At 49.5% G+C, this 13,046-nt stretch carries 6 protein-coding genes and 3 pseudogenes; 5 read left to right on the forward strand and 4 right to left on the reverse strand.

All coding sequences use genetic code 11. From position 1 onward, the window contains the following. Window positions 1-9 precede the first annotated feature (9 nt). Window positions 10-3,150: a Cu(+)/Ag(+) efflux RND transporter permease subunit SilA gene (gene silA, locus OSH03_RS01105; RefSeq protein WP_266178619.1), complete on the forward strand. Its 3,141-nt coding sequence runs from the start codon at window positions 10-12 to the stop codon at window positions 3,148-3,150. A gap of 29 nt (window positions 3,151-3,179) precedes the next feature. Here the strand turns inward: silA and OSH03_RS01110 are convergent, their stop codons facing one another. Next, window positions 3,180-3,728 carry a hypothetical protein gene (locus tag OSH03_RS01110; RefSeq protein ID WP_266178015.1) on the reverse strand — a complete coding sequence of 183 codons (549 nt, stop codon included), beginning with the start codon at window positions 3,726-3,728 and terminating at the stop codon, window positions 3,180-3,182. Between the two features lie 569 nt (window positions 3,729-4,297). Here OSH03_RS01110 and OSH03_RS01115 point away from each other — a divergent pair. Further along, window positions 4,298-9,256 carry an AAA domain-containing protein gene (locus tag OSH03_RS01115; protein WP_266178620.1) on the forward strand — a complete coding sequence of 1,653 codons (4,959 nt, stop codon included), beginning with the start codon at window positions 4,298-4,300 and terminating at the stop codon, window positions 9,254-9,256. Window positions 9,257-9,389: 133 nt separating this feature from the next. Continuing rightward, the gene (locus OSH03_RS01120; protein WP_266178016.1) at window positions 9,390-10,673 is read left to right on the forward strand and encodes a hypothetical protein; all 1,284 of its coding nucleotides are present in this window, start codon (window positions 9,390-9,392) and stop codon (window positions 10,671-10,673) included. A gap of 160 nt (window positions 10,674-10,833) precedes the next feature. Here the strand turns inward: OSH03_RS01120 and OSH03_RS22135 are convergent. Both OSH03_RS22135 and OSH03_RS01125 read right to left on the reverse strand, forming a co-directional pair. Then, window positions 10,834-10,931: pseudogene (locus OSH03_RS22135) on the reverse strand (integrase); the annotation flags it as partial. A 15-nt stretch (window positions 10,932-10,946) separates the two neighbouring features. Beyond that, window positions 10,947-11,207: pseudogene (locus tag OSH03_RS01125) on the reverse strand (integrase); the annotation flags it as partial. Window positions 11,208-11,548: 341 nt separating this feature from the next. On the opposite strand from OSH03_RS01125, the pseudogene OSH03_RS01130 reads away from it, so the two are divergent. Then, a pseudogene (locus OSH03_RS01130) lies at window positions 11,549-11,734 on the forward strand (VOC family protein); the annotation flags it as partial. Window positions 11,735-11,851: 117 nt separating this feature from the next. Then, complete coding sequence (locus OSH03_RS01135) at window positions 11,852-12,214, forward strand: TIR domain-containing protein (RefSeq protein ID WP_266178017.1); 363 nt, start codon at window positions 11,852-11,854, stop codon at window positions 12,212-12,214. Between the two features lie 37 nt (window positions 12,215-12,251). Here the strand turns inward: OSH03_RS01135 and OSH03_RS01140 are convergent, their stop codons facing one another. Beyond that, the gene (locus tag OSH03_RS01140) at window positions 12,252-13,007 is read right to left on the reverse strand and encodes a DeoR/GlpR family DNA-binding transcription regulator (RefSeq protein WP_266178018.1); all 756 of its coding nucleotides are present in this window, start codon (window positions 13,005-13,007) and stop codon (window positions 12,252-12,254) included. Window positions 13,008-13,046 lie beyond the last annotated feature (39 nt).

Genomic DNA, 13,046 nt, shown 5'->3' on the forward strand with positions numbered 1-13,046 from the left:
GAGACGATGATGATTGAATGGATTATCCGGCGATCGGTCGCCAACCGTTTCCTGGTCATGCTGGGGGCGCTTTTTCTTAGCGTCTGGGGGACATGGACCATCATCAACACCCCGGTCGATGCCTTGCCCGATCTGTCTGATGTTCAGGTGATAATTAAAACAAGCTATCCCGGCCAGGCCCCGCAGATTGTTGAAAACCAGGTCACCTATCCGCTTACCACCACCATGCTGTCGGTTCCCGGCGCAAAGACCGTGCGCGGTTTTTCCCAGTTTGGCGATTCGTATGTGTACGTCATTTTTGAAGATGGCACCGATCTCTACTGGGCCCGTTCGCGCGTGCTGGAGTATCTGAACCAGGTTCAGGGCAAACTGCCTGCCGGGGTGAGCTCTGAAATCGGCCCTGATGCCACTGGCGTGGGCTGGATATTTGAGTATGCGCTGGTGGATCGCAGCGGAAAACACGATCTCGCCGAATTGCGTTCATTGCAGGACTGGTTCCTGAAATTTGAGCTGAAAACTATCCCGAACGTGGCCGAGGTCGCGTCGGTGGGCGGCGTGGTTAAGCAGTATCAGATTCAGGTTGATCCGCTAAAGCTGACCCAGTTCGGCATCAGCCTGCCGGAGGTTAAGCAGGCGCTTGAATCGTCGAACCAGGAAGCAGGGGGATCGTCGGTTGAAATGGCGGAAGCGGAGTATATGGTCCGCGCCAGCGGTTATCTGCAGACGCTGGATGATTTCAATAACATTGTCCTGAAAACCGGCGAAAACGGGGTACCGATTTACCTTCGTGATGTTGCCCGCGTACAGACGGGGCCGGAAATGCGGCGCGGTATTGCCGAGCTGAACGGGCAGGGGGAAGTTGCGGGTGGCGTGGTAATTCTGCGTTCGGGCAAAAACGCGCGCGACGTTATTACCGCGGTGAAAGATAAGCTGGCGACCCTCAAGGCCAGCCTGCCGGAAGGCGTTGAGATCGTGACCACCTACGATCGCAGCCAGCTGATCGACCGGGCAATCGACAACCTGAGCTTCAAGTTGCTTGAAGAGTTTGTTGTGGTGGCCATCGTCTGCGCGCTGTTCCTCTGGCACGTCCGCTCCGCGCTGGTGGCGATTGTCTCTCTGCCGCTGGGCCTGTGTATTGCCTTTATCGTCATGCACTTCCAGGGGCTGAACGCCAATATCATGTCGCTGGGCGGGATTGCGATTGCCGTCGGCGCGATGGTGGATGCGGCCATCGTGATGATTGAAAACGCGCACAAACGGCTTGAAGAGTGGGATCATCAGCATCCGGGCGAGCAGATTGATAACGTTACTCGCTGGAAGACGATCACCAACGCCTCCGTGGAAGTGGGGCCAGCGCTGTTTATCAGCCTGCTGATTATTACCTTGTCGTTCATTCCCATCTTCACCCTGGAGGGGCAGGAAGGGCGGCTGTTTGGTCCGCTGGCCTTTACCAAAACGTACTCCATGGCAGGTGCAGCCGCGCTGGCCATCATTGTTATCCCTATTCTGATGGGATTCTGGATCCGGGGTAAAATCCCCGCCGAGACCAGTAACCCACTGAACAGGCTGTTGATTAAAGCCTATCACCCGCTTCTGGTTCGGGTGCTGCACTGGCCCAAAACAACGTTGCTCGTTGCCGTCTTGTCCATCTTCACTGTCATCTGGCCTTTGAGCCAGGTGGGCGGCGAGTTTCTGCCGAAGATCAACGAGGGGGATCTGCTGTATATGCCGTCCACGCTGCCCGGCGTGTCCCCGGCAGAAGCGGCCTCGCTGTTACAGACCACGGACAAATTAATCAAAACCGTGCCTGAGGTGGCGTCAGTGTTTGGTAAGACCGGTAAGGCGGAAACGGCAACGGATTCTGCGCCGCTTGAAATGGTGGAAACCACCATTCAGCTTAAGCCGGAGGATCAATGGCGGCCAGGCATGACGATGGACAAGATCGTTGACGAGCTGGACAAAACCGTTCGTTTGCCCGGCCTGGCTAATCTCTGGGTGCCGCCCATACGTAACCGCATTGATATGCTCTCAACCGGGATCAAAAGCCCGATAGGTATCAAGGTTTCCGGTACCGTTTTGTCTGATATCGACGCGACGGCGCAAAGCATCGAGGCAGTAGCGAAAACCGTGCCGGGCGTGGTGTCAGCCCTGGCTGAACGTCTGGAGGGCGGGCGCTACATTGATATTGATATCAACCGGGAAAAATCCTCCCGCTACGGGATGACGGTGGGTGACGTGCAGCTGTTTGTCTCCTCGGCCATCGGCGGCGCGACGGTGGGGGAAACGGTGGAGGGCGTTGCCCGGTACCCGATAAACATTCGCTATCCTCAGGACTACCGGAACAGCCCGCAGACGCTGAGAGAGATGCCGATTCTGACGCCGATGAAGCAGCAGATTACGCTGGGCGATGTGGCTGATATAAAGGTCGTATCTGGCCCGACCATGCTGAAAACGGAGAATGCGCGTCCTGCCAGCTGGATTTACATCGATGCACGGGGCAGGGATATGGTGTCGGTGGTGAACGACATTAAGGCGGCCATCAGCCAAAACGTGAAGCTGAGGCCGGGTACCAGCGTGTCATTCTCCGGGCAGTTTGAACTGCTGGAGCACGCCAATAAGAAACTGAAGCTGATGGTGCCGATGACGGTGATGATCATCTTCATTCTGCTCTATCTGGCGTTCCGTCGCGTGGATGAGGCGTTGCTGATCCTGATGAGTCTGCCGTTTGCCCTGGTCGGCGGCATCTGGTTCCTGTACTGGCAGGGCTTCCATATGTCTGTTGCAACCGGCACCGGCTTTATCGCCCTGGCCGGGGTGGCGGCAGAGTTCGGGGTCGTCATGCTGATGTATTTGCGGCATGCCATCGAGGCGAATCCGGCGTTGTCGCGTCCAGAAACATTCACCGAAAAGGGGCTGGATGACGCCCTTTATCATGGCGCCGTGCTGCGCGTGCGGCCAAAAGCGATGACCGTGGCGGTGATTATTGCGGGCCTGTTGCCGATACTCTGTGGGACGGGGGCAGGGTCGGAAGTTATGAGCCGGATAGCCGCGCCCATGATAGGCGGGATGATCACGGCGCCGCTGCTGTCGCTGTTTATTATTCCTGCGGCGTATAAGTTAATTTGGTTGCGCAGGCAGAGAAAGGCATAAAAGAATCCCGCCGATAGCGGCGGGTTTGCTTAGCGCGTCTGGCTTATAAGCCTCCGCCAGGCGCGATTATGCAAAGTAAATAACAGCATCTTATAGAAAGCGGTAGAAAGGATACAGCTGCCGCTAAGCCCCAGCATGACGAGACTTACCAGCGCTGCGGCCAGGCTGACCCCCGGAGAAGTGCTACCGCTCAGCGCGGCCAGCAGGTAGGCTGCCGTCAATATCAGGCTTATCATCGCCAGCGTAAGATGTAACCGTACGGCGCGTATGCTGCCTTTGCCAATCATAAACATCATCACGTCGTTCAGGCCAGCGAACAGCAGGGCGACGCGTTCGGCTGGCTGATTGAGTGCTGCCAGTACGCCATACCCCAGCCACAATTGCGGAATCGCGAAACTGACAATCACGCCGAGAGTACTGAGTGCCGCCGGAATGCCCATGGTATGTAGCCCCACAGGCTTGCCCATTTCTTCGGCCAACTGAGCCTTCAGCTGTTGCAGTTGTGTCAGGGTGGAATTGCTTATTCTGGTCGCCACCTCGTTACAGTGTTTCAGGCGACGGGATAAAACTTTAAGCATTAGAACACTCAGCGTTTAGTTAGGTGAAAATGACTGCAACATAGCGCCCGGATTGGACCGTATTTTGAGGATTGCGGATAGTCCCCGTGAGTGAACTACCCACAAATGCCGATGCGTTATTGACCGCAATCATAAGCTCACGATGCAGTGATTTTTGTGATGATTAGGATCTATGCGTTGGGAAAAGGCATTAGAATTGATAAGTATCAATGAGTAGAGTTTCTTACTACCGAGTTGTGGACCTTGCTATTGCTATGGAGAAATATTGCCGTATTTTAGGGTGAAAACACGGCGCAAGACAGCTATCTTTTTGTTTACATTACGTAGTAGAAACTGACAGGCCACATAAGCATGTATAAAGGTCTCTTTCGGTGCGTTTTGGCTTATAAATTGAACTTCACTAGTGAGCCTGTTTGCGTTTCAAACAATCGATGATGTTAAAAAATATATGGTTAAGAGTAACATAGATAGCAATTAATCCGGTTCATCCGTTATTGACCAGAATAAATGGCCTGACTTTCAAAGCAAATTTAAACCGAAATCTAAGGGGAACTTCGTTGGAAGTAGAAATGTGGGATGGTGGCTTACAAGAGCAGGAAGTGTTGGCTATCGAGAAAATAAAGGCTGCTTTTTCAGTCAACGTATCTAAGCCTGATAAGCCTGTCCGTGGCGGTTCAATTAGTGAGCAGCTACAAAGCTATGGTTTTACCGGCAATGGAATGTTCCCCTGGAAAGGTTATGCAGGTTTTCGATTTGTTGAGGCAAAAAAAGAAGGTGAATTCGATTTAGTTATTGTCACACACTGCAACGTGATCATTGTTGAACTTAAAGACTGGAACCATCAGCCTGTAACCGCGCGCGGGGATACTTGGTATAAGGGTGATATGAACATGGGGCGCTCGCCAGTAAGTGTGACCCGTAGCAAAAAATTCATGCTGGACAACAAACTCAAGCGTCTTGCAGACCGTTTTACGAACAAAGGCTATACCCCTATTGTTCATTTTTTTGTTGTGATGACCGGCAATACAGACTTCAGCGCGCTGCCGGAGGAACAACTCCACCATACGATCTCGTTAAAAGATTTTTTGAAATTTGCCGATCGCAGGACATTCAATAATTACTTCAAACCGCATCGAGGCTCCGAGGTTCTTAACAAGGATTTTCCTCTTTTTGATAATCTGTTCCTAGGGCCTCAGACGGCGCCAAAAGCCCTGAGAGTTAATGGCTACGAAGCTAAGGATATGATTTTCGAACATCCTAAAAAGGTGTATCGGGAATATCTAGCAAAATCTGAAATATCAGCAAATAGCGAAGCGTTACTCAGAGTGTGGAATTTTAGGAATATCGCGGGAACGAAAGCGAACACGCCGGAAGGAAGAGCTCAGATCGTTTCACGTGAGCGTGAGGTGCTACAGCACATCAATCATCAGAACCGTGACCTATATAACCACTGTCTAAGGTCTCTGACGAGTTTTCAGAAAGACGAGGTGACGGCCGAGTACAGCGAAGTCTATGAGCTTCCGCCGGGTCATGTCCGGTTTAACGAATTTATCGGAAAATATGGCAAGGCGTTTTCTGACCCGGACCGCTTGAATGTGGTCAAACTGCTCATCGCGAAGTTTAGCGATCTCCATGAGATGAAAATTGCGCACAGGGATATCGCCGATCACAGCCTGTGGATTTCACCTTCAAAAGAAGTCGCCCTTTCAAACTTTATTTCGGCATACCACCGGCCAGCCGGAACGGTCGGCGATTATCGTAAGCTTTTATCTGTAGGTGCAGTCGAGGTAAAAGACATGCTTGATGAGGGCGAGCTTACACCTTTTCAGCAGGATGTTCATGCCCTGAGCCTTGTAGCTTGGCACTTATTAAGCGGTATGCGCATGTCGCCAAAGAGTCTGGAAACAGTACAGGACAGTATGCTAAATAGTCAGTACTGGTATTCAAATGTATTACTGGATGCCGTTGCTGCAAAATTTACTTCCGCGACTGAATTCTTTAATGCCCTGAAACAAGCCGAACCTGCGGGCAAGGCGATCCCTACATTTGATGATGCTGAGCTTGATCCTTATCGGCATGCTATCAATCACTCTCGTCAGTACCGGGAAGACGATGACTTTCTAGTCGAAACATCCGACAAAGAAGTCTATATCTCGGGTGGAAGGCTCGTTAAGGCTTGGCTGAACGTGGGGGGGCAGGGAGAGGCTCCTTCAATTAACTTCCAGGTTCTGAAGTTTTTAAAGCAGGTTGAGCAGCTTTCTTTAGTTAAACCAACGTATCTGCCTGAAATTCGTGAATTCGGTATCGCATCAAAATCATCAAGTCTCTATATGGTCACGGATCAGGTACAGGGAGAAACTTGGGATAAAATGGTGGTCCCCGATGATGAAAAAATCGACCTTATTTATAAGTTCGTCGCCGCCGTTGAGCACTTACACGGTCTGGGTGTTTCTCACGGGGACATCCATCCTGGCAATGTGATGCTTGGGACACAGAGTCGTTCGCTTTTCCTCATTGATATCCCCGATTTTTCACCGTCCGGTGAAGAATCTAAAAACCACAGCTACAGCCCTGAATACGTCGATAATTGTACTTCCTTTGAACGCGACAACTATGCAGTGATGAAGATGTCCAGCGAGTTGTTAGGTTTGTCATGGGGGCAGGAATCTGACATTTATCCGACTATTGCGAATGCCATCCGTGCTGAGCTGGAAGATCCAGTTTTTGGGTTTAAGGATTTAGGGCGGTTTAAAAAAGCGATAGACAGCAATGACCTGGCCTCAGAACAAGCTCTGATAGAGATAACAGCAGGAAATGCCGATGAAATAATCTCTGTCCTGCCAGATAACGGCCATCTGTATGTCAAAGTTGAGCCAAATCCTAAAGTGCCAGCCGAAGTAAAAGTCACTTTCAACGGAATAGGCGGCGGTTTCACTGCAGTGTTCCACAAAGAGCAGAAAACGCTGATTCATAGCTTCAAACCATGGGCACGCTCATCCATTCGTAAGCAAGATATTGATGAAAGCCATTTCGAAATTGATACCGGCATCAGGATTATACCCGGCAGTACACATGATCTGTCGGCGTTGACAGTATTGCTTAATGAAGAAGAATCTTTTGCTCGTGCAATCGAGTTGATTGCCGCATCTAAAGACGTTCAGGAACAAGATCCGCTTACGCTTCAGCTAAAAGATGCCTTTGCAAGACTGGATAAGCAGGTGCTTGAACCTGCTTTAAAAGAAGTGCTGGAAATCCCGACGGTGAAGCTCTGGCGCGCCATTTTGGATACTGAAACAGAATCCTATCCAAACATTGAAGTCAGCGGGGAGGTGGTCCCGGTTGCAGATGCTCATGGAGAGCTACTTCTCCCTTACTCCGCAGATGTTGATCCTCTTGGCGCATTCAGAAGTGGTGATGAAGTTGAAGCCTTGCAGGTCGATCATGAAGGTGTTGAGCGATTTATAGGTGAGGTTTCCCTTAAGAAGTCAGAGCTCAAAGAGATCCGTCTGGTCAAAGTGCGTTCAGCAGCATACAGGCTGAAAGATTCTGATATTGTCTTCTTCCGTACAAAGCAGGATCGGGCGTCTTATCAGAAACGTAAACGCGCACTGGAGCGGCTCCTCGATCGAGAAAGTGTGCTGCCTGACTTAATTGACCTGTTCGACCCTTCCTGCAAACAGGTGGCTCAAAATTACGGTATCAATCTCAGCGATGCAGATTTTGCCAGATACGACCGTGAAGACCAGCACGGAAACAAGATCAGTCTGAACGAGCAGCAAAGAAAAGCGTTTAACAAACTGGTCAATAATGGCCCTCTCTCCCTGCTTCAAGGGCCACCGGGGACCGGTAAAACCGAGTTCATCGCGGCCTTTGTTCACTACCTTATCGAGAAACAGAATACCAAACGCATTTTACTGGTCAGCCAGTCACACGAGGCTGTTAATACAGCGGCCGAGCGCATCAGAAAGCACTGTTTCCGGCTGGGTACAGAGCTGGACGTCGTCAGGTTCAGCAACCGGGAAGGGGCCGTTTCCCCTGGCCTGAAAGATGTGTATTCAAACGCAATTACAACGGAGAAGCGCGAACTGTTCAATGCTGAAATTAAGTACCGTGTTGAAGCATTGAGTGAAGCCATTGGCCTGGAGCCGGGGTTTATTTCGGGTGTTGTACTTGCTGAGCTCAGGTTGTTCAGGCAAATCGATCACCTTGAGAAATTGCTCTACCAAGTTAACGATTTAACGGATTCAAAAGAGATCAGTGAACTGAAAGAAATTGCAGTTGAACTCGATTTTTCCATCCGCTCCAGGCTGAGTCAGGAATATGGGATTAACCTGGATAAAAGCGCGAAGGTCTCTGCAGCAAAAGACATTCTAATTTCCAGGCTGTGTACGGATTATGGCGTCAGACCTGATGAGGCAAGACGGGTAAAGGCATTAGCTAAAATATCCCGCGATATGCAGGATGCTATGTCGGGAGAGCGAGTTAACCTGGACGAATTTTATTCGCGCTCCAGGCAATTAGTGGCTGGAACATGCGTAGGTATAGGACAGGGGCACATTGGCATTCAGGAGAATATCTACGACTGGGTTATCATTGATGAAGCGGCGCGCTCGATTGCAAGTGAACTGGCCATTGCAATGCAGTCGGCCAGACGCGTTCTGTTGGTGGGTGACCACCTGCAGCTTCCGCCGTTGTACTCAGATGCCCACAAGGCGGCATTAGCGAGGAAGTTGGGTATCAATAACCCCCGTACTGAAATTGACGAGGTATTACGAAGTGACTTTGCCCGTGCCTTCAACTCTGCTTATGGTGCGCAAGCGAGTGCAGCTTTGCTGACCCAGTATCGTATGGCTCCGCCGATTGGCGATCTCGTATCTAAGACGTTCTATGACAAGCAGCTTCTGAATGGAGAACGGGCAATTCCGGATGTCTATCAGCATGCACCGGAAGCGTTACGTAGCGTCGTAACTTGGCTTGATACTGCTAATCTGGGCCACCGGGCACATCATCTTGAAGATCGCGGAACAAGCATTTACAACCGATGTGAAGCTGACGAGATTATTTCTGTTCTTAAACAGGTGTCAGAGAATGAAGAATTTGTCGCTCAACTCTCAAAGCTTGTTAACAAAGATGAAGCAGCTATCGGCGTGATATGTATGTATGCCGAACAAAAGCGGCTGCTCCGTCAGAAATTCAACCAAGAAATCTGGAGCGAGGGATTTAAGGATATTGTTAAAATTGACACGGTTGATAGTTATCAAGGCAAAGAAAATCGGATCATCATCCTGTCGCTGACGCGTTCGGATAAGCATCATAGCCCAGGTTTTTTACGCGCTCCAAACCGTATAAATGTCGCGATGTCTCGCGCAATGGATCGCCTGTTGATTGTGGGTAATGCCGATATCTGGAAGGGAAATAATAAAGAACTGCCATTAGGCTCCGTTGTAAGTTATATGGCTGAACGTGGTCAGGAAGCTGGATACAGATTCCTCTCCGTTCCACAGGGAGGCAAAAAAAATGATATATGATAACAAAGTAACCTATCATGAGGTTGACTTCTTGCTGCCCGCACAGAGGTTTAACATTCAGTTTTCCTATGTTTCCCAGAAAGGGCTGCCATTCATCCGAGAGTTTGTGCTGAGACTTGTTCATGTAGCCTCGATGAGCAAAGCACAAATAGCAACCTATTTTGGTCTGACCCACCGTGAGACAGAGGAGGCGATTTCCGATCTTGTGCAGCGTGGTGAATTGACGCTCTCTTCTGATGGCAGACTGACCTTAACCGACAAATCAAATGGCTATTTTTCAGAGGTTGGTGAGATACCGCACCTCGCCACTGTCCAGGACAGTGGCGGTACCTTATCCTTTGATTTAGCCACATTTAGCTGCTTCAGCAACCAAACTTTCCAGGATCACTGGAGGGGAGGGTTAACCTTAAAGGTTGATGACAACAATATTTCACAAAGTGAGAAACTGGTTGAGAAGTACTTTCAATACCAGTTTAATCAAATCCTGGATAAAGGTTACTTGTCTCATCTGCAGGCTCAGGGCGGAAAAGAACAACCTTCAATTTATACTGTTAATTCTGTTAACAAGCTGCGGCAAATACCGCTCCGTTTAACAACGGAATTTAAAATGGATAACGATGGTAAGGCTGTCGAACGTGAAGACTATGAACTGTTAAACAGTTCGGAATGTGTTCATGAGTTAATGGCTGTTGAGATAGCCAGGTTATCACGACATAACAATACCATGAGTATTTTTAAGGCCATGGTTTCCATTAACGATGACCTTACGCTTAAGCTGTTTGACTCTAAAACCAATCAGCTTAATCCATTATTTATCAAGGATATGCAGGCGCTGGAAGAATACTCAGGTTCAGGCAGGACAACATTTTTAGGCCCGGTTTATTCTAAAAACAACTGGGAAAAGCTACAGAAAGTTCTGGCACCAGTGCTTAATCAGCGTATCAGAGACAAAACCGATTATGGCGGTAGCCCGTTCATCTGGGTGGCACCAACAGATCCCTACTGGTCAAAAAGCGTCCGATTCATCTCAAGCCTGAGCGATTTTCTTAACAAGTCGGCTACGAAGGATAAACGGCTATATAAACCGGTGCTGTACATACCCGTCCATGATTCAGCTGATGCCCGGGCTGCGAGACAGTGGAAGCATGAACTTGGGCAATTCCACGCGTGCGCTAAAGGGCTGGTAGAAGGACTGTTGGATGGTAATGTTGAGATCCTTCATCTTGAAGGTGAGTTTTCCGCCGTTGTCTATCATATTTCTCAACCCGAAACGTTGCCTGTTACGATGCCCTTGGGCTTTATAACAACGAACAGAGATGCAGTTAAAATTATTGGTGCGCTTATTACTGAATATGTGAAAAGCACCTCTGGTTTTGATAAACCCCATGACTGTGGCGCAATTTCCGCAATGGTTTAGAAGTTGTTGCAGACTGATTAAAAAGGGCAATTAATTGCCCTTTTGTTGGGTCGAAGATACACCTAAATTTCAGTACTGACTGGCGAAGCGCCGTTATATCTTCTTTACGCCCCCAATTCCGGCCATTTATACCCACTATAACTTTACAAATAAAATCATTTATGACCATCTTAGCAGTCAGGCTTCGAAAGCGCTTATGGGGCGTGCCATTGTTCATCTGACGAGAATGGGTAAGAGTAGGGATTCTGCTTTATGTATCTTCCAGATAATGAAAAAAGCTGTAAGTTCATCAATGGCTATCAAGGGATTGTGGTTCGAGGAATAGAAGCTTAAGCAAAACAAAACGTCACGCCATGTTTCTGGTGCCAAAATTCATAGAAAAACTTGAGCGCTTGAAGTGAAGCGGATTGCGTGGCTAATGAACACAAAGCAAGGTGGTCTATAAGGATATAAAAGCGGCTGGCACGTATGATTATCTTTCAGGATCCATAAATGCTGCCGTTGGTTGATATTGAGTTGTGTGAGCATGAACACGCGGCACTTAACCCTATGGATAGTATGCGTATGAACAAAGTAACCAACAAACATAACGTCCTGCAAGAAGAAGTTGGGGGGGATAGGTAAGTGTATGATTGATCGTAGTCTGTGGCCGGCTATGAACTAAATGAACGACGAACTTAATTTAACATAATATACATTATGCGCACTAAAGTAAGGTTAGGCAAAATCTGCCTATCTACGGCGATTGCTCTGGTCATTGATAGCCTGAAAATTCGCCTGTTCAAATGTCAACGCTATCACGATATCCGCACCCTCAACGTCTACGTTTATACAAGGTTAAAAGACGTTTGATATACTCCAGGCTTTGACCACCGCTGCTCTTTGTAGCCACGACACGCCAGCAGGTTAATGACTTTTACCATGCCGCGCTGCGCGCAGGCGGACGCGATAATGGTGCACCGGGATTGCGCTCCTACGGTAAAAATTACTATGCCGCATTTGTCATTGCGCCTGATGGTCATAATATCGAAGCGGTATGCCATGCCCCCGAAGAAGGATAACTTAATTTCATCTGCTTGCCTGATAATTCTTGATATTGCACGATATTGCCGATTATCATTCCCGTGAAGTGAGACACAAACCTGCAGTTTCATGCAAAAACACTTAACGAGGTGGATATGACGCAACAGTTGATTTTGATTGCTGGCCCCTATCGAAGCGGTACAGACGGCATTCAGGCCCGCATTGATGAAAATCTTGCTCGTCTTGAACGAGCTGCATTAGCCGTTTACCAGCGCGGACACGTTCCGGTGATTGGTGAATGGCTGGCGCTTCCACTGGCGAAGGCCGCGGGCTCGACGTCAGTGGGCGATGAGATTGCAGAGTCGATGCTGTATCCCGTTGCACACCGGCTTATCGCAAAATGTGATGCAATCTATCGTATTGCCGGCGCGTCTCAGGGCGCGGACATGGACATAGAGGTTGCGCGAAAACACGGCCTCACGATTTATACCTCGCTTGAAAGCATTCCTCAGGCTTAACGGTTCCCACGCCAGCCAGTTTCTGGCTGGCTCACGCTCAAGCCAGCACGACCGACACCCCTTTTTCCGATACCGCATTAATCCAGCCTTGATCGGTATCTCCTTCAACCACGATCGTATTTGCCAGCGCCACATCGCCGATCACAAATGATGACGCCGTATTAATTTTCTCCGGCGACGCCAGAACAACCGTCTCGGCGGCTCTGCCGGAAAATGCACGTTTGATGCACGCCTCTTCGAAATCTCCGGTCGTCAGCCCTGCTTCCGGATGGATGCCGGTTACGCCCATAAAGAACAGATCCGCATGAATATTTTCGATACCTTCGATGGCCGCCGCGCCGACCGCGACAATCGAATGTTTATACAAACGGCCGCCGATCAGAATAACCTCGATGGAAGGATGATTAACAAGCCCCAGGGCAATGCTTGGACTGTGCGTCACCACGGTAATGCGCAGGTCATGCGGTAAAAAGGCGATCAGTTCTGAGGTGGTCGTTCCACCGTCAACGATCACCACCTGGCCCGAAGAAATCAGCTGCGCCCCCTTCTGCGCCACCTTTCTTTTGGCATCCATTTTAACGGACTTCCGTTCCGCGAAAGGCACAGTAGCGGAAGACGACGGCAGCGCGCCGCCGTGAACCCGCTGTAAACGCCCTTCTGCCGCCAGCTCGCGCAAATCGCGTCGGATGGTGTCTTCAGAGACGTCGAAAAGAACGCTGAGCGCTTTTGACTGCACCTGACCTTCGGCGCCGAGCTTTTCAAGGATCAACTGTTTTCGCTGACTGGTGAGCATCCTGGATTCCTGATGTTGCATGTTTAATCTTGAAACTGC

It is taken from the genome of Enterobacter nematophilus (assembly GCF_026344075.1).
Taxonomy (GTDB): Bacteria; Pseudomonadota; Gammaproteobacteria; order Enterobacterales; family Enterobacteriaceae; genus Enterobacter; species Enterobacter nematophilus.

Excerpts from the sequence above, each read along its gene's own strand:
- silA (WP_266178619.1), top strand. The coding sequence starts at position 10 with ATGATTGAATGGATTATCCGGCGATCGGTCGCCAACCGTTTCCTGGTC.
- OSH03_RS01110 (WP_266178015.1), bottom strand. The coding sequence starts at position 3,728 with ATGCTTAAAGTTTTATCCCGTCGCCTGAAACACTGTAACGAGGTGGCG.
- OSH03_RS01115 (WP_266178620.1), top strand. The coding sequence starts at position 4,298 with ATGTGGGATGGTGGCTTACAAGAGCAGGAAGTGTTGGCTATCGAGAAA.
- OSH03_RS01120 (WP_266178016.1), top strand. The coding sequence starts at position 9,390 with ATGAGCAAAGCACAAATAGCAACCTATTTTGGTCTGACCCACCGTGAG.
- OSH03_RS01135 (WP_266178017.1), top strand. The coding sequence starts at position 11,852 with ATGACGCAACAGTTGATTTTGATTGCTGGCCCCTATCGAAGCGGTACA.
- OSH03_RS01140 (WP_266178018.1), bottom strand. The coding sequence starts at position 13,007 with ATGCTCACCAGTCAGCGAAAACAGTTGATCCTTGAAAAGCTCGGCGCC.